This window comes from Collinsella sp. OM07-12, from assembly GCF_003438275.1.
Classification (GTDB): domain Bacteria; phylum Actinomycetota; class Coriobacteriia; order Coriobacteriales; family Coriobacteriaceae; genus Collinsella.
The window spans coordinates 23,035-40,000 of the sequence record NZ_QSTQ01000003.1 but is presented as its reverse complement, the minus strand read 5'-3'; the positions used below and the strand labels follow the sequence as shown (position 1 = coordinate 40,000).

The following is a 16,966-nucleotide window of genomic DNA, read 5'->3' as shown; positions in this document are numbered from 1 at the left end:
CAAGGAGGAACCATGTACTATTCAAGTGGAAACTACGAAGCCTTTGCTCGTCCCAAGAAGCCTGCGGGCATCGACCACAAGAGCGCCTACATCATCGGCACCGGCCTGGGCGCGCTTACCGCAGCCTGCTATCTGGTGCGCGATGCGCAAATGCCCGGAAGCCACATCCATATCCTCGAAAAGGACCCCGTTGCGGGCGGCGCCTGCGATGGTGCCGACATCCCCGGCGTGGGCTATGTCATGCGCGGCGGCCGCGAGATGGACAACCACTTTGAGGTCATGTGGGATCTTTTCCGCTCCATTCCCTCGATTGAAGATCCGGACATCTCCGTGCTCGACGAGTACTACTGGCTCAATAAGGAGGATCCCAACTACTCGCTGTGCCGCTCGACTAAGAACCGTGGCCAAGACGGCGGCACCGATGGCAAGTTCGGCCTGTCGGACAAGGCAGCGACCGAGATCATGGATCTGTTCTTTACGCCCGACGAGGAGCTGGCGAACCGTCCCATCACCGATTTCTTTGACGACGAGGTGCTCAACTCGAATTTCTGGATGTACTGGCGCACCATGTTCGCCTTTGAGAACTGGCACTCGGCGCTCGAGATGAAGCTCTATATCCGCCGCTACATCCACCACATCGCGGGTCTGCCCGACTTTAGCGCCCTGCGCTTCACCCGCTACAACCAGTACGAGTCGATGATTCTGCCCATGCAGCGCTATCTCGAGGCGCACGGCGTGCAGTTCCACTTTGACACCAAGGTCGAAAACGTGGTGTTTGAGGTGGGCGGCGGCGAGGGTCCGCGCCGCGCCGTCACTGGCACCGGCCAGGACACGATTCAGCGCATCCAGCAGGCCGCCTTTGCGCGCAACCCCTACAGTACGAGCACCAAGAAGGTCGCGCGTCGCATCACCGTGACGCATGCAGGCGAGATTTCGAACATCGACCTCACTGAGGATGACCTGGTCTTTATCACCAACGGCGGCTGTGTGGAAAACTCGACGATCGGCGCGCAGGATAAGCCCGCCGCATGGGATCCGACGATTCGCCCCGGTGGCGGTTGGGACATGTGGCGTCGTATCGCAGCGCAAGATCCGAGCTTTGGTCATCCCGATAAGTTCTGCGGTGACCCCGAGAAGAGCAACTGGATGAGCGCCACGGTCACCACGCTCGACGGCGAGATTGTGCCCTATATCCAAAAGATCTGCCATCGCGATCCCTTTACCGGGCACGTCGTGACCGGTGGCATTGTGACCTGCGAGGATTCGGGCTGGCTTATGAGCTGGACGATCAACCGCCAACAGCAGTTCCGCGATCAGCCCAAAGACCAGCTTTGCGTGTGGGTGTATGGCCTGTTTACCGACAAGCCCGGCAACTACGTCAAGAAGGCCATGCGCGACTGCACCGGCGAGGAGATTTGCCAGGAATGGCTGTATCACCTGGGCGTTCCCGAGGATAAGATTGTTGAGCTGGCGGCAAATCACGCCAACACCGTGCCCGTCATGATGCCCTACATCACCGCCTTCTTTATGCCGCGTGAAGCAGGCGACCGCCCCGACGTGGTGCCCGATGGCGCCGTGAACTTCGCGTTCCTGGGCCAGTTTGCCGAGACGCCGCGTGACACGATCTTTACGACTGAGTACTCCATGCGCACCGGTATGGAAGCCGTCTACACGCTCTGCGATGTCGACCGCGGCGTACCCGAGGTCTGGGGTTCGGTCTTTGACGTGCGTGACCTCCTTATGAGCAGCGTTAAACTACGCGACGGTGAGCCCATCACCAGCATGAAGCTGCCTATGGTTGAGCGGATTGCTCTCAAAGAAGTGCTCAAGAAGGTCGAGGGAACCGACATCGCCAAACTCCTCAAGGAGTACGGCGCAATCTAGCGCACAAGAACCACCACATTGGGGAACCTTTGTGGTGGTTTCTGTTTGTCTCGATCTGTAACATCTTGGCCGCTAAAAGTGGGCCTGGTGTTACAGATTTAGATTTTCGATTCGGGTGTCTTTTGTTTGTCTCAATCTGTAACAGGTAGAGCTCTATTTGCCGAGTAGATGTTACAGATTGAGACAAACGGGTGCCGCTGGTCATTTCGTCTCGATCTGTAACATCTAGAGCCATAAACAGCCGCTAGATGTTACAGATTGAGATAGTAAGGGGACGAGGCCGTAGCGGGTGAGCGTGCCTGCTCCCTATCTCTCAATCACTCAGAAAATCTTATATATAGAGACTTAGATTTGTGTATAAGATCGTACAAACCTGGCAACAATACTTCTCGAACAACGTGAAGCCGCCCCGTAGAGCGGCCGCCCCAAGAGAGGTGATTCCATGAGAATCGATAAGCTAGCAATGACGTCGCGCGAGGCGTTGCAGACCGCCATGAGCACGGCTGCCGATGCGCAGGCCGGCGCGGTGGAGCCGATTCACCTGCTGTCTGCCTTGCTCGGTACCGGCGAGCGCAATATCTCCGTGATCATCGAACGCATCGGTGCCGACCCGGCCCAGCTTGCGCGCTCCGCCCAGGACGCCATCGACCGCGCGCCCAAGGTTTCGGGCGAAGGCCAGCAGATGGGTCTTTCCAACGAGCTCGTCCGCGTGATCGAAAAGGCCGAGAAGAAGGCCACCAAGATGGGCGACAGCTTTGTGGTGACCGAGCATCTGCTGATGGCGCTTGCCGAGGACAAGGGCGAGGCGGGCCGCGTACTGCGCGACGCCGGCGTTACCAAGGAGCGTATCGAGCAGGTCTACGAGGAGCTGCGCGGCGATGACCGCGTGACGTCTGCCGAGGACAAGACCCAGTTTGAAGCGCTGGAGCAGTACGGCCGCAACATCTGCGACCTCGCCCGTGCCGGCAAGCTCGACCCGGTCATCGGTCGTACCGACGAGATTCGCCGTACCATCCAGGTTCTGTCCCGCCGCACCAAGAACAATCCCGTGCTCATCGGCGAGCCGGGCGTCGGCAAGACGGCCATCGTCGAGGGAATCGCCCAGCGTATCGTGGCCGGCGACGTGCCGAGCACCCTGCGCGACCGCGACCTCATCGAGCTCGACATGAGCGCGCTGGTCGCCGGCGCCAAGTACCGCGGCGAGTTCGAGGACCGCTTGAAGGCCGTGCTCAAGGAGGTGCAGAAGTCCGAGGGTAAGGTCATCCTGTTCATCGATGAGCTCCACACCATCGTGGGCGCGGGCGCTACCGAGGGCTCCATGGACGCCGGTAACATCCTCAAGCCGGCGCTCGCCCGCGGCGACCTGCACGCGATCGGCGCGACCACGCTCGACGAGTACCGTAAGTACATCGAGAAGGACGCGGCGCTCGCCCGTCGTTTCCAGACCGTAATGGTGAGCGAGCCTACCGTCGAGGACACCATTTCGATTCTGCGTGGTCTGAAGGAGAAGTACGAGATTTTCCACGGCGTGCACATCACCGATAGCGCGCTCGTGGCCGCCGCCGACCTCTCCGATCGCTACATCGCCGATCGTTTCCTGCCCGACAAGGCCATCGACCTGGTCGATGAGGCCGCAAGCCGCCTGCGCATGGAGCTCGACAGCATGCCGGTCGAGATCGACGCCACCACGCGCCAGCTCACCCAGCTGCAGATCGAGGAGCAGGCGCTCATGAAGGAGACCGACGATGCCTCCAAGGAGCGTCTGGACGCCCTGCGCCAGGAGATTGCCGAGGTCCAGGAAAAGCTCAACGTGCAAAAGGCCGGATGGCTCAACCAAAAGAACGCCATCGATCATGTTCAGGAGCTCAAAGGCCAGCTCGATGAGGCCAAGATCGAAGAGGAACGCGCGACGCGCAACGGCGATCTGGGCCGCGCGTCCGAGCTGCGCTACTCCGTGATTCCGGGTCTGCAGCAGCAGATTCAGGATTCCGAGGCCGCGCTCGAGGCGCAAAAGGAGCAGAACGGCGAGGGCCTCAACGAGCAGGTGACCTCCGACGAGATCGCCGAGGTCGTGAGCGCCTGGACCGGCGTGCCCGTCTCCAAGATGATGCAGGGCGAGCTCGACAAGCTGAAAGGCCTGGAGGGCGAGCTGCACAAGCGCGTTATCGGCCAGGACGAGGCCGTGTCTGCCGTCGCCGCGGCCGTGCGCCGCAGCCGCGCGGGACTCTCCGATCCGGACAAGCCCATCGGCAGCTTCTTCTTCCTGGGCCCCACCGGCGTGGGCAAGACCGAGCTCGCCAAGGCGCTGGCCGAGTGCCTGTTTGACGACGAGCGCGCGCTCGTGCGTATCGACATGTCCGAGTACATGGAGAAGTTCAGCGTCCAGCGTCTGATCGGTGCGCCTCCGGGATACGTGGGCTACGACGAGGGCGGCCAGCTCACCGAGGCCGTGCGCCGTCGTCCGTACTCCGTGATCTTGCTCGACGAGATGGAGAAAGCTCACCCGGATGTCTTTAACGTGCTGCTGCAGGTGCTCGACGATGGCCGTCTAACCGATGGCCAGGGTCGCCAAGTGTCCTTCAAGAACACGATTATCATCATGACGAGCAACGTGGGCTCTAAGGCCATCGCCGATCTTTCGGGCAAGGACGAGGAAGAGATGCGCCACCAGGTCGACGCGGCCATGGCTCAGACCTTCCGCCCCGAGTTCCTCAACCGTATCGACGATATCGTTGTGTTCCATCCGCTCGGTATGGCGCAGATCGAGAAGATTGTCGACATCCAGCTTGCCGACGTCCGCGCACGCCTGGCCAACGAGCGCATGACGCTTGCCATCACCCCGGCGGCCAAGCAGATGCTCGCCGTGGGCGGCCTGGACCCCGTGTTCGGTGCCCGTCCGCTCAAGCGCCTGGTCCAGCGCGAGGTCGTGGACGCCATCGCCGCCGCCATCATCGACGGCACGGTGCGCGAGGGCGATCAGGTGACGGTCGATGTCGACAAGGACGGCGGCTTTACCGTCGTGTGCGACAACACGCCGACGGCCACCTACGAGGTCCCCGACGCCGAGTAGATTTTCGGGACATGCCTTAAAATCTACCAGCCGTCTCTAAACGCCAAGGGCGGCGGATCCAATGGGTCCGCCGCCCTTTTTCGTGCGACAATCGATGATGTTGAGCATGAGTACATGGCGAGGAGATATGCAGATGATAGACAAGAATAAGACGAACACGCCGGCGACCGATGCCGCACCCGCCGCACCCAAGCCTGCGCCTAAGCCGGCACCCAAGCCGCGCGACCCCTACATCCGTGCCGAGAACGAGGACGACGACGGCTACGATCCCTACAGCGATCGCCGCCCCGAGCGCGAGCCGATGTTCGAGGCCGACCCCTGGCGTTAAGTAGCTAATTTGGGCGTCGTGGGCTGCTAGTCTTGGACCTTGATGCTCGGCAACAGTAAAACTTGATTTTCTATTAATCAAGTTGCACGTAATCTTGCTCTCTAGCTAATCAAGAATCAGTATAATTTTGATTAGCTAGAGAGCAAGATTGGAGAATCATGGCATTCAACGACTTGATCGCCCAGAAAATAAAGGACTTTGAACAGCAGGGGGTTCCACAGGTCTTTGAGCGAGACCTTGATCTGGGAAACCCACAGGAGCCAAAGCGCGACAACATCGTAAATGTGGTTGTGGGGGCCCGCCGTTGTGGAAAGACGTATCGCCTGTATCAGGAGATGCTGCGGCTTCGGGGCCGGGGCGTCGAGCTTGACCGGATGCTTTACTTTAATTTTGAGGACGAGCGCTTGCGCCCGTATGAGCCATCGCTGCTGGCGGACGTGCTCGACACGTTCTATGCGCTGCATCCTGCTGCTCGAACCGAGGGCGCTTACATTTTCTTTGACGAGATCCAGGAAATTCCCGAATGGGGTGCGTTTTTGCGGCGTGTAGTCGATACGGAGAAAGCGACCGTCTATGCGACGGGATCTTCTTCTAAGATGCTGTCCTCAGAACTTAAGAGCGAATTCAGGGGTCGTTCTCTTATACGAGAGCTTTTTCCGTTGAGCTTTTCGGAATACGTTCGATATAAGACGGGGAGCGTTTTCGAGCCAGATGCGACCTTTTCCCCAAGCGATGCAGCGCTGCTTCGACATCATCTGATCGGATATCTTGAACGAGGGGGATTCATCGCGACGCTTGAGCAGATGCCCACAGACGCGATTCAGCTGCTACAGGAATATGCTTCGCGAACGGTCGCTATGGACGTCGTTGAGCGTTACGACGTCAAGAACCCTCGCCTGGCATCGCTGTTCCTAACGCGGTGTATGGCATCTTCGGGACGAGAGCTGTCGGTGAACAAAGTGTACAACGAGTTCAAGAGCAGGCAGATACCCGTCAGTCGTAATTCGCTCAGCGACTTACTTGAGTATTATGAGGATGCCTACCTGCTGTTCTCCGTGCCGGAGTTCACGCGTTCACTGGCAAATAACATGCGGTCTGCGTCTAAGGTCTACGCTGTCGATCCCGCGATGTTTGGAGCATTCTCTCCCGCATCGGCATTGGACCAGGGCCAGAGGCTCGAGACCGCAGTGTTCAACGCGCTAAGAAGAAGGACTCCCGCGGTGAGGATCGGATCGGTCTGCCGCCTGCTGATCAAAGAGAAGAGCAAAAGCCATGAGGTGGACTTTGTGGCTGGGGACGCACTTCTCATGCGGGCTTATAGCCTGATCCAGGTTAGTGTGGAGATGGCAAGTGAGAAAACGCGCGAGCGCGAAATTGCCGCGCTTGATGCCTCGATGGCCCAGTTCGATCTTGGTGAGTCGGCAATCGTTACCATGGATGAGCAGGCCGATATTCCATGCGAGCACGGTGTGGTACACGTTGTTCCCGCATGGAAGTGGCTCCTTGCCTAATCATCTACGGATCTGTGGGGCCAGGACCTCCTGGCCCCTTCATCACGGTTGGGGAGCACCATGATGCGCCCGGCTAGTCCTGGGCCTTGATGCTCGGCAGCAGAATCTGGGCGAGGTAGTCGCACTCGAGCTTGGTGGCAGCGTCGGCCTTGCCGTCTTTGCCGACCAGCACGTTCTTAATCTGGCTGTAGGTGTAGCGGTTGCCGGTCGTGAGCTCGACAAGCTCAATGGCCGTGTCCATGGGGTAGGTCGACACGGGATTCTGCGTCCGCCCGTTGATGGTCTGGGGCACCACATACGGATAGACGGGGCCGCTGGCGTAGACCGTGTAGCCGTTACCAAGGTTTGCCGTGCCCAAAACCGTATTGCCCTCATCGGGCGTAAAGCTCTCGCCGTCGCGCACCGCGACGAGCGTCACGATCGGCGTATCGCTGTCGCCGGCAAGATAGATGCATAGCGTGCTGCCATTCTGCCAAGTCTCGACCTTGCCGTACCACTCAACGGGAATATCGAGCTGATACAGGTTCGTTGCCTTATGCCGAGCATCGGCGTCGCGGGCTGCCTGCGCCTCGCTTGCGCTCACGGCGTTGGCGGCGGCATCACGGCGAGCGGTTGCCGCCTGCTGAAGTATCTTGGCGGCCGCGGCAGAGCTACAACCGCCCTCCTCGGCATATTTGGCGGCGGCATCGATCTGGTCGTCGGTTACCGTGTCGGCCGAAGGCACCTTGAGCTTAAAGGTAGCCTGGGCACTTAAATCCTGTTCATCGCTCTTAACGGTGACCTGCGTCTTGGTGGTCGGGACGGTATAGATGGTGCCGTCGGCCGCGATGGGGGAGGCAGCGATGGAGAGCGTGTAATCGCCAGGCAGCAGTTTGATGCCGCGGCCGTGCTCGTCAACATAGAGCGTTTCGCTCACGGAGGAGCCATCAGCGTCCTGACCACTCACCTGTACGGGAATCTTGGAGCCGGTAGAACAGTCGAGGCCCGCGGCATGCACGCCAATCTGCACTGACATCATCGTGTGGGCATTGGCGGCGACAGCGGCAGCCTGCTCTTGCTGATATCCGTTCCAGGCGGCATAGCCTGCGCCGCCGGCGACGAGCGCGACGGCCACGACACCGGCGACCATCAGATTGCGGCGCTTGGGCGACATCTTGCGATGGCGAACCTCGGCCTCGCGTGCTGAGGGAACGGACGGTAGGGGGATATCGCCCATGGCGATGGTCTCGTCCACGGCAGGCGCAGAGCCCAGGCCGGGAAGCTCGCGGGTCAGCGAATCTTCGGCCGGCAAGCTGTCGAGCAAGATGGTTTCCTCGCTCGTGTCGGATTCGGGCTGGTCGTCGGCCTCGCATTCGGTGTCTTCATGATCTGCCTCATCTTCGGCAGGCTCAACGTCGTCTGCGTCCTGATCATCGGACTGCGCCTCGGCTTCCGACTCATCCTGCACATCAACGCCCGAATCGTCAAACGCAATCTCATCGAGTGAAATCCGGTCTAAGCTCTCCAAGGCCTCAGCGCAAGCTTCTGCATCTTGGGCCGCATCCTCTTGGCCCATCGTCTCATCTTTCATATATCCCCCAAGCTCAATATCGGGACAACACTGTACCCAAAAATGGAGCCATATAAAGCGCGTGCGAAATATAAGATCCGATTTAACTCGAGCGCATCGTTCGGCCGCATCCTCGCGGCAGCAAAAGGCCCCCGGAACGTGAACGAATCACATTCCGGGGGCTCTGCAATACGTTGCATTGCGCGGAGTCGGCCAGGCGACTTCACATTCAAGCGGCGTTTGCGTCAGGCGCGCTACTCGGCGTGCGCGTAATCGACCTTGGCGCGGCGGGCGGTAGCCTTCTCCCAGTCGCTGGTGCCCTCAAAGACATCCTGCTTGTAGGGATTGCGGCCGAGCTTCTTGGCGCGGTAGGCGATGTAGATAATCGCGGCGATGTTGGCGATCAGCGCGACGACCGAGACCGCGGTGGCGGCGCCTGCGTCGAGCGTGGAGTGGGTCACAAAGATGGACTCCTCCTGGAAGTAGGGGAACACCTGGGCAAACATGCACCAAATAGCCAGCGTAAAGGCGCGGTTCTGAATCCAGCCACCCTTGTTCCAGATAAAGGCGGCGACGGTGGGCGCCAGCAGCAGCGCAAAGCCGCAGAACCAGGAGTGGGTGGGCAGGCAGTTGTAGGTGTAGCAGAAGTTCCAGATATCGTAGGCGATGATGTAGACCCAGGTCATGTCGGGCCACAGCATGTCGGTCTGGTCCTCGGAGGCGTAGACGCTCCACCAGCCGGTCATGCAGAAGATGTTGATGATGCCGGCGATGCCGTTGAACACGTTGTTCCAGCCGGCCAGCTGCGTGGCACCTTCGGAGGTGACCCAGGTGGACTCGCCCAGGACAAAGAAGTGATAGGCGCTCTCAAAGTCGGACACGACGGCGATCATGATGTTGATGGCGACAATCACAAACGGCCATGCGCGGAACCAGTGCGCCTTGCCGATCTTGCCCCACTGGTACTTAATGGCAATGAAGCCCCAGCAGCCGGCGAGCGCTGCGTACACCTTGGCGTAGTGGAACCAGCTGTTCTGGTACACATGGGTGGGGTTGGTGAGCGCCCACTCGGCACCCTGCGAAACGCCGATGGCGATGGCGACGCAGTAGATGGTCATGGCCAGCGGAGCCACGCCAAAGATGATGGCCGCGCCGAGCTTGGTGCGGCGGCCGACCTCGTTGAGCACGATGAGGCCAATAAAGACCATGGCCCAGCCGGCCCAGTGGATAAGGGTATTGCTACCCCAAACATCGAACAGCATGCTGCTCTCCTTTCACACGCCCGCGGCCCCTCTTCTGATCGCGGGCAGTTTGGCCAAATGTCGTCAGTTCTGGGGCTTGCGCTCCGGATATTTGGCGGTATAGCCCTCGATATGGAGTGTCGAGGCGATGATTTCCTTGACCGTCTCGTCGGGCACATCGGGGTGCGTGCGGATATACATCAACAACCCCATGATGAGGGTGTAGAACGTCTCGTAGACATGGTCAATGCGGAGCTCATGATGGGCGACAAAATCCACCACGGTGGTGTCGCAGATGTATTGCGCCACGCGCTGGACCACGTTGTGCAGAAAGCCGCCGTAGAGCGCGCCGCTGCTGGAGGTCAGGGTGCTCGGCAACTCGTGGCCGCTCACGACCAGGCGTTTAAAGAGCGGAGCGACGGTGTCGAGTGCGCCTTCGATGTCGCCAACCGTGCGGCTGGCGTTCCACTGTTCGAGCTCGGCGATAAAGCCGTCGATTGCCTCGTCCATAACGGCGGTGACGGCGGCGTCCATATCGGCAAAGTAGTGGTAGAACAGTGAGCGCGTGCAGCCAGCCCGCTTGGTCACGGCCGATACCGAAAGATGGGACACGCCCAGCTCAGCGCTCACGGCGCTCACGGCGGCGAGAATCTCGCGTCGACGCTCGTCACCCGTCAGGCGCTTTGCCGTGCTGTCGGACGCGAGGACGGCATCAGCGACAGAGATGTTTGCCGTGTTATCGCTCATACGTTTGCCGCCTTTCATCCGTTTGGGCCCGACCGTTCGCCTAACAGTCTTGATTATTGTTGACGGTTCGTCAATACTGTTTTTGACACAATGTCAACAATAGCGGGTGAACGGCATGGGGGCATGTCGAGTCCGTACAAAGAGGGGCGCTGCGGTCTCGCCGGGCTGTGGCAAGAGAAGGGACGACTATGATTCTCAACGGACCGGGGATTAGCTATACCGAGCCCGATATCGGAGCGGAGTTTGTGCCGCCGCTGCCGGAGCATCCGCGCGAGGCTATCGTCAAACTGTGCGAGCACTGCACCAACCGCCTGTTGCACCGCGACGAGCTGCTGGGCTACGAGTACTGGTCGTTTGCCGAGGCCGCAACCGACGAGCAGGCCGAAGTGCTCTGCAAGATGAAGATGCGCCGTCCCTATACGCTGCCCGAGATGGTCAAGCTCACCGGCATGCCCGAAGCCGATATCGAGAAGATGCTCGACGACATGAGCTACACGGGTCTGCTCGAGTACAACTGGGAAAACCCCGAGCGCGCCAAGCAATGGGTGCTGCCCATGCTGGTACCGGGTTCTGCCGAGTTCCTCAACATGCGCGTGAGCCAGCTCGAGGAGCATCCGGTCTATGCCAAGTTCTTTGAGCAGGCGTCCAAGGGCCCGCTGTCCCGTGCTACGCCGATGGTGCCGCCCGGAGGCGCCGGCATCGGCATGCATGTCATTCCCGTCGAGAAGGCCATCGACGCCTCGAGCACCTCGGTGCCGATTGAGCATATCGAGCACTGGCTCGATAAATACGACGGCAAGTATGCCGCGAGCACCTGCAGCTGCCGCGCGAGCCGTCGCGTGATGGGCGAGGGCTGCGCCGACGATCCACGCGACTGGTGCATTGCCGTGGGCGATATGGCCGACTACGTGGTCGAGACCGACCGCGGTCACTATGTGACGCGCGAGGAGGTCTACGACATTCTGCGCCAGGCCGAGGACAACGGCTTTGTGCACCAGATTACCAATATCGACGGCGAGAACAAGATCTTCGCTATCTGCAACTGCAACGTCAACGTGTGCTACGCCCTGCGCACCTCGCAGCTGTTCAACACGCCCAACCTGTCGCGCTCTGCCTATGTCGCCAAGGTCGAAAAAGACAAGTGCGTGGCCTGCGGTCGCTGCGTTGAGGTATGCCCGGCCGGGGCCGCCAAGCTCGGCCAGAAGCTCTGCAGCAAAAAGGCGGGCGGACAGGTGCCCGAGTATCCGCGCCAAGAGTTGCCCGATGCCACCAAGTGGGACCACACCAAGTGGTCGCCCAACTACCGCAACGACAACCGCATCGAGACGCATGAGTCCGGCACGGCGCCCTGCAAGACGGCCTGCCCCGCGCATGTCGCTGTTCAGGGCTATCTGAAGCTTGCGGCGCAGGGTCGCTATGACGAGGCGCTGGCGCTCATCAAGCGCGAGAACCCGCTGCCCGCAATCTGCGGCCGCGTGTGCAACCGCCGCTGCGAGGACGCCTGCACCCGTGGCCGCGTGGATGCCGCCGTGGCGATCGACGAGGTCAAGAAGTTTATCGCCCAGCGCGACTTGGATGCCGCGACCCGTTATGTCCCGCCCGTGGTGACGCCGACGCGCGCCGGCGGCTTCGATCAGAAGATCGCCATCATCGGTGCCGGTCCGGCCGGTCTGTCCTGCGCCTTCTATCTGGCCGAGAAGGGCTACAAGCCCGTCGTGTTCGAGAAGAACGAGCGCCCGGGTGGCATGCTCACCTACGGTATTCCCAGCTTTAAGCTGGAGAAGGACGTTATCGAGGCCGAGGTCGAGGTTATTCGCCTGATGGGTGCCGAGTTCCGCTATGGCGTGGAGGTCGGTCGCGATGTGACGCTCGACGAGCTGCGCGAGCAAGGCTTTAAGGCCTTTTATGTGGCCATCGGCTGCCAGGGCGGCCGCCTAGCCGGTATTCCGGGCGAGGACGCCGAGGATGTGACGGTGGCCGTCGACTTTTTGCGCGAGGTCAACAGTGGCAAGATCGACGCACTGCTCGGTCGCACCATCGTGGTGGGCGGCGGTAACGTGGCCATCGATGTCGCGCGCAACGCCTGCCGTCTGGGATCCGAGCATGTTGAGATGTTCTGCCTGGAGAGCGAGGCTCAGATGCCCGCCAGCGAGGAGGAGCGTCGCGAAGCCATCGAGGATGGTGCTCACATCAGCTGCGGCTGGGGTCCCAAGGAGGTTCACCTGGACGATGCGGGTCGTGTGTGCGGCATCACCTTCAAGCGCTGCATGCGCGTCTTTGACGACGAGGGCCGTTTTGCGCCCGAGTACGACGAGAACGACCTGCGCCGCGTCGATGCCGACCGCGTCGTCATGTCGATTGGCCAGTCCATTGTGTGGGGCGACCTGCTGGCTGGCTCCAAGGTGGAGCTTGGCCGCGGCCAGGGTGCTCTTGCCGATCCGCAGACGTACCAGACCGCTGAGCCCGACATCTTTGTGGGCGGCGACGTCTACACCGGCCCCAGCTTTGCCATCGACGCCATCGCCGCCGGTCACGAGGCCGCTGTGTCCATCCATCGCTTCGTGCAGCCGGGCTCCACGCTCACCATCGGCCGCAACCAGCGCCGCTACACCGCGCTCGACCGCGACGATGTTGTGATTGAGAGCTATGACAACGCGAGCCGCGAGGTGGCACGTGTCGACCGCGAGCGCGAGAAGGCTGCGCCCTTTAGCGAGTACGTCGAGACCTTTACCGAGGAGCAGGTGCGCGCCGAGACCGCTCGCTGCCTGGGCTGCGGTGCCTCGATCGTCGACCCCAATAAGTGCATCGGCTGTGGTCTATGCACCACCAAGTGCGCGTTCGATGCCATCCATCTGGATCGCGACCGCCCCGAGTGCTCCACGATGGTCAAGTACGAGCAAAAGCTCCCCAGCCTCGGCAAGTACGCTTTGAAACGCGCGATCAAGATTAAATTTGGGAAGAAGTAAAAGAAACTAACAAGTTAGTGAGCGGCGCGGAGCGTCGCTCACTAACGTTTAGTTGACATCGCATCAACCGTTGTTGAAAGGTTTCTACCTTGCACGAATTGGGAATCGTTTATCACATCATTCGCGATGTCGAGAATGTGGCGCGCGCCAATGGCGTGAGTCGCGTTTCGAGCGTGACGCTGCTCCTGGGCGAGGTCTCGGGCGTCGTTCCCGATCTGCTGCTTGACGCTTGGCGTTGGGCGGCAGATAAAAAGCCCATCGCGCAGGGCGCGGAGCTTATCGTGGAGCCCGTCGAGGCCGTGACGCATTGCGACGCGTGCGGCTGCGACTACGCGACGGTCGAGCACGGCAAGACCTGCCCCCATTGCGGTAGCGGCGAGACCTATCTGCTGCAGGGCCAGGAGGTCATGATCAAGCAGATCGAGACCCCTGACGAGGACCCAACAGACGCTGCCCCCGACGGCCTCTCCGATGCCCCCGATGCCGTCGACGCCGCCAACCCCCTTCACATCGCCTAACTTAGTCGTTGGGGACGTTCTTAAACGACTAGTCATTAAAGAACGTCCCCAACGACTACTTTGCTAGAGCATATTTCTTACCATTAGTCAAGCACCATCTGTTTAAACGAAATGGCCTCAACCCGAGCACATTTGTGTCTGTTTAAAACCGGCAATAATGAACAGCGTGCTCAATTCGGTCATGTAAATAGATCAGCTATCAATCCTCAGCAGCAAATCAGTCAAAATACTGGAATGTAATCAGCTTGTAACAAAACAAGACGTTTAAACAAATAATGCTAGCTTTTGCAGTTTTTCATATAATTCTGCTGTATTTGCAGCTATACTCTTTTTTGTCGTGTAGGAATTACGTAGACAAAAAGGAGGTTATGTGATGGTAAGTATTGTTCTTGCTAGCCATGGTGACTTGGCGGCTGGAATCAAGCAGACGGGCTCGATGGTCTTTGGCGATCAGCCGTCTGTAGCCGTGGTCTCGCTCGAGCCGAGCATGGGCCCCGACGACTTCCGCGCCAAGGTCGAGGAGGCAATCGCTTCCTTCGAGGACCAGGAGCAGGTGCTCTTCCTCGTCGATCTGTGGGGCGGCACGCCGTTCAACCAGATCAGCGGGCTCATCGAGGGCCACGATTCCTGGGCTATCGTCACCGGTGTCAACCTGCCTATGCTCATCGAGGCATATTCGCAGCGCTTTGACGCAAAGAACACTGCACATGCGATCGCAAAACATCTCGTGACTGAGGCTAAGGCCGGCGTGCGCGTCAAGCCCGAGTCTCTGGAGCCCGAGGAGAAGAAGCCGGCTGCGGCCGCTGCTGCTCCTGCAGGCGCCATCCCTCCGGGAACGGTCATCGGCGACGGGCACATCAAGATCGCCCACGTCCGTATCGACACCCGTCTGCTTCATGGTCAGGTGGCCACCACGTGGACCAAGCAGATCAACCCCAACCGCATCATCGTGGTTTCCGACGGCGTTGCCCACGACGAGCTTCGAAAGACCATGATCGAGCAGGCTGCCCCTCCGGGAGTCCATGCCAACGTCGTGCCCATTAAGAAGATGGCCGAGGTCGTCAAGGACACGCGCTTTGGTGACACCAAGGCCATGCTGCTCTTTGAGAACCCGCAGGATCTGCTCAAGGCCATCGAGGCCGGCGTCGATATCAAGGAAGTCAACATCGGTTCTATGGCTCACTCCAAGGGCAAGGTCGTCGTCACCAACGCTGTCGCTATGGGCGATGACGATGTCAAGACCATCGAGGCTCTCAAGGCCAAGGGCGTCAAGTTCGAGGTCCGCAAGGTTCCTTCGGATTCCTCCGAGGATCTCGACGCCATGTTGAAGAAAGCTAAGGCCGAACTGGCCGCTCAAGCATAGTAAAGGAGGGTCCGATACATGTCCGCGCTTACTATTGTTCTAATCGCGATTATCGCGCTGCTTGCCGGTATGGAAGGCGTTCTGGATCAGTTCCAGTTCCATCAGCCGCTCGTTGCGTGCACGCTTATCGGTCTCGTAACCGGTCACCTTCAGGAGGGCATCCTCCTGGGCGGTTCGCTTCAGATGATGGCCCTTGGTTGGGCTAACGTCGGCGCCGCCGTCGCACCTGACGCCGCCCTGGCTTCTGTCGCATCTGCCATCATCATGACACTTGCCCTCAACGGCGGTGTTACTGATTCCGGCAAGGCCGTTACCGCTGCCATCGCCGTCGCCGTGCCTCTGTCCGTCGCCGGCCTGTTCCTGACCATGATCTGCCGTACCCTGGCCACCGCTATGGTCCACGGCATGGACGCCTGCGCCGAGAAGGGCGACTTCGCCGGTATCGAGCGTTGGCAGTACGCTGGCATCCTCATGCAGGGTGTTCGTATCGCCATCCCGGCAGTGCTTTTGTGCATCATCCCGGCCGAGGCCGTTACCAACGCGCTTAACGCTATGCCCGACTGGCTGTCCGGCGGCATGGCTGTCGGCGGCGGCATGGTCGCTTCCGTCGGTTACGCCATGGTCATCAACATGATGGCCACCAAGGAGACCTGGCCGTTCTTCATCCTCGGCTTCGTCCTGGCTGCCATCCCTCAGCTCACGCTGATCGCCCTGGGCCTCATCGGCATCTCCCTCGCCCTCATCTACCTTGGCCTTAAGGACCTGGCCAAGCAGGGTGGCGGCATGGGCGGTGGCTCCGGCGACCCGCTCGGCGACATTTTGAATGACTACGAGTAGGAAGGGAGTGATACATATGGCAGAGAACAAGATTCAGCTTTCTAAGTCCGATCGTCAGAAGGTTTGCTTCCGTCATCAGTTCCTTCAGGGTTCGTGGAACTACGAGCGTATGCAGAACGGTGGCTGGTGCTACTCGATGATCCCTGCGATCAAGAAGCTCTACACCAGCAAGGACGACCAGATTGCCGCGCTTAAGCGCCATCTGGAGTTCTATAACACTCACCCCTATGTTTCCGCCCCCGTCATTGGCGTTACCCTCGCCCTCGAGGAGGAGCGCGCCAACGGTGCTCCGATCGACGACGTCGCCATCCAGGGCGTCAAGGTCGGTATGATGGGCCCGCTCGCCGGCGTCGGCGACCCCGCCTTCTGGTTCACCCTTCGCCCGATTCTGGGCGCTCTGGGCGCTTCCCTGGCCCTGTCCGGCAGCATCGCCGGTCCGCTGCTGTTCTTCTTCGCGTGGAACATCATTCGTTACGCCTTCCTGTGGTACACGCAGGAGTTTGGCTACAAGGTCGGCTCTTCCATCGCCAAGGATCTCTCCGGCGGTCTGATGGGCAAGGTCACCGAGGGTGCTTCCATCCTGGGTATGTTCATCATCGGCGCCCTGGTCGAGCGCTGGGTGTCCATCTCCTTCACCCCGGTCGTCTCCAAGGTCACGCAGTCTGCTGGCGCCTTTATCGACTGGGCTAACCTGCCCTCCGGTTCTGAGGGTGTCAAGGAAGCACTGACGATGTATAACTCCATCGGTGCTAACGCCCTTGATCAGGTGAAGGTCACCACGCTTCAGGCTAACCTCGATCAGCTCATCCCCGGCCTTGCTGCCGTGTGCCTGACCCTTTTTGTCTGCAAGCTCCTCAAGAAGAAGGTCAGCCCGATCATCATCATCCTGGCTCTCTTCGCCGTCGGCATCATCGGTCGCGTCTGCGGCTTCATGTAAGCACGCTTCGGCTTA

At 60.1% G+C, this 16,966-nt stretch carries 12 protein-coding genes; 9 read left to right on the top strand and 3 right to left on the bottom strand.

Annotation, left to right across the window (positions count from 1 at the left end):
- Positions 1 to 12 precede the first annotated feature (12 nt).
- The 4 genes from DXB98_RS01560 to DXB98_RS01545 all read left to right on the top strand — a co-directional run bounded on the left by DXB98_RS01560 (position 13) and on the right by DXB98_RS01545 (position 6,793).
- Positions 13 to 1,884, top strand: a complete 1,872-nt coding sequence (locus DXB98_RS01560; RefSeq protein WP_117735387.1) for an oleate hydratase — start codon at positions 13 to 15, stop codon at positions 1,882 to 1,884.
- Positions 1,885 to 2,326: 442 nt separating this feature from the next.
- Positions 2,327 to 4,954 carry an ATP-dependent chaperone ClpB gene (gene clpB, locus DXB98_RS01555; RefSeq protein ID WP_117742898.1) on the top strand — a complete coding sequence of 876 codons (2,628 nt, stop codon included), beginning with the start codon at positions 2,327 to 2,329 and terminating at the stop codon, positions 4,952 to 4,954.
- Positions 4,955 to 5,087: 133 nt separating this feature from the next.
- Positions 5,088 to 5,282 carry a hypothetical protein gene (locus DXB98_RS01550; RefSeq protein ID WP_233502244.1) on the top strand — a complete coding sequence of 65 codons (195 nt, stop codon included), beginning with the start codon at positions 5,088 to 5,090 and terminating at the stop codon, positions 5,280 to 5,282.
- 158 nt (positions 5,283 to 5,440) lie between these two features.
- A complete protein-coding gene (locus DXB98_RS01545) occupies positions 5,441 to 6,793 on the top strand; it encodes an ATP-binding protein (RefSeq protein ID WP_117742897.1) in 1,353 nt (450 codons plus the stop codon).
- A 73-nt stretch (positions 6,794 to 6,866) separates the two neighbouring features.
- Here DXB98_RS01545 and DXB98_RS01540 read toward each other — a convergent pair whose 3' ends face one another.
- The 3 genes from DXB98_RS01540 to DXB98_RS01530 form a co-directional block, all read right to left on the bottom strand.
- Positions 6,867 to 8,363, bottom strand: coding sequence for a hypothetical protein (locus DXB98_RS01540; RefSeq protein ID WP_117742896.1), 1,497 nt, complete (start codon positions 8,361 to 8,363; stop codon positions 6,867 to 6,869).
- Positions 8,364 to 8,596: 233 nt separating this feature from the next.
- Positions 8,597 to 9,604 carry a DUF5692 family protein gene (locus DXB98_RS01535; RefSeq protein ID WP_117735391.1) on the bottom strand — a complete coding sequence of 336 codons (1,008 nt, stop codon included), beginning with the start codon at positions 9,602 to 9,604 and terminating at the stop codon, positions 8,597 to 8,599.
- 63 nt (positions 9,605 to 9,667) lie between these two features.
- The gene (locus tag DXB98_RS01530) at positions 9,668 to 10,330 is read right to left on the bottom strand and encodes a TetR/AcrR family transcriptional regulator (protein WP_117735392.1); all 663 of its coding nucleotides are present in this window, start codon (positions 10,328 to 10,330) and stop codon (positions 9,668 to 9,670) included.
- Between the two features lie 188 nt (positions 10,331 to 10,518).
- Here DXB98_RS01530 and DXB98_RS01525 point away from each other — a divergent pair, with 188 nt between their 5' ends.
- The 5 genes from DXB98_RS01525 to DXB98_RS01505 all read left to right on the top strand — a co-directional run bounded on the left by DXB98_RS01525 (position 10,519) and on the right by DXB98_RS01505 (position 16,951).
- On the top strand, positions 10,519 to 13,296 hold the full coding sequence (locus DXB98_RS01525) for an FAD-dependent oxidoreductase (protein ID WP_199407091.1): 2,778 nt from the start codon (positions 10,519 to 10,521) through the stop codon (positions 13,294 to 13,296).
- A gap of 89 nt (positions 13,297 to 13,385) precedes the next feature.
- Positions 13,386 to 13,814, top strand: a complete 429-nt coding sequence (locus DXB98_RS01520; protein ID WP_117735393.1) for a hydrogenase maturation nickel metallochaperone HypA — start codon at positions 13,386 to 13,388, stop codon at positions 13,812 to 13,814.
- A 373-nt stretch (positions 13,815 to 14,187) separates the two neighbouring features.
- Positions 14,188 to 15,177 (top strand): PTS sugar transporter subunit IIB, encoded by a 990-nt coding sequence (locus DXB98_RS01515; RefSeq protein ID WP_117735394.1) that lies wholly within the window; start codon positions 14,188 to 14,190, stop codon positions 15,175 to 15,177.
- Between the two features lie 18 nt (positions 15,178 to 15,195).
- Positions 15,196 to 16,014, top strand: a complete 819-nt coding sequence (locus DXB98_RS01510) for a PTS mannose/fructose/sorbose transporter subunit IIC (protein ID WP_117735395.1) — start codon at positions 15,196 to 15,198, stop codon at positions 16,012 to 16,014.
- 16 nt (positions 16,015 to 16,030) lie between these two features.
- Positions 16,031 to 16,951 (top strand): PTS system mannose/fructose/sorbose family transporter subunit IID, encoded by a 921-nt coding sequence (locus DXB98_RS01505; protein ID WP_117735396.1) that lies wholly within the window; start codon positions 16,031 to 16,033, stop codon positions 16,949 to 16,951.
- The last annotated feature ends 15 nt before the right edge of the window (positions 16,952 to 16,966 follow it).

What these genes read in the sequence shown, in the direction of transcription:
- DXB98_RS01545 (WP_117742897.1), top strand. Translation starts at nt 5,441, where the DNA reads ATGGCATTCAACGACTTGATCGCCCAGAAAATAAAGGACTTTGAACAG.
- DXB98_RS01510 (WP_117735395.1), top strand. Translation starts at nt 15,196, where the DNA reads ATGTCCGCGCTTACTATTGTTCTAATCGCGATTATCGCGCTGCTTGCC.
- DXB98_RS01515 (WP_117735394.1), top strand. Translation starts at nt 14,188, where the DNA reads ATGGTAAGTATTGTTCTTGCTAGCCATGGTGACTTGGCGGCTGGAATC.
- DXB98_RS01505 (WP_117735396.1), top strand. Translation starts at nt 16,031, where the DNA reads ATGGCAGAGAACAAGATTCAGCTTTCTAAGTCCGATCGTCAGAAGGTT.
- DXB98_RS01535 (WP_117735391.1), bottom strand. Translation starts at nt 9,604, where the DNA reads ATGCTGTTCGATGTTTGGGGTAGCAATACCCTTATCCACTGGGCCGGC.
- DXB98_RS01525 (WP_199407091.1), top strand. Translation starts at nt 10,519, where the DNA reads ATGATTCTCAACGGACCGGGGATTAGCTATACCGAGCCCGATATCGGA.
- clpB (WP_117742898.1), top strand. Translation starts at nt 2,327, where the DNA reads ATGAGAATCGATAAGCTAGCAATGACGTCGCGCGAGGCGTTGCAGACC.
- DXB98_RS01550 (WP_233502244.1), top strand. Translation starts at nt 5,088, where the DNA reads ATGATAGACAAGAATAAGACGAACACGCCGGCGACCGATGCCGCACCC.
- DXB98_RS01560 (WP_117735387.1), top strand. Translation starts at nt 13, where the DNA reads ATGTACTATTCAAGTGGAAACTACGAAGCCTTTGCTCGTCCCAAGAAG.
- DXB98_RS01530 (WP_117735392.1), bottom strand. Translation starts at nt 10,330, where the DNA reads ATGAGCGATAACACGGCAAACATCTCTGTCGCTGATGCCGTCCTCGCG.
- DXB98_RS01540 (WP_117742896.1), bottom strand. Translation starts at nt 8,363, where the DNA reads ATGAAAGATGAGACGATGGGCCAAGAGGATGCGGCCCAAGATGCAGAA.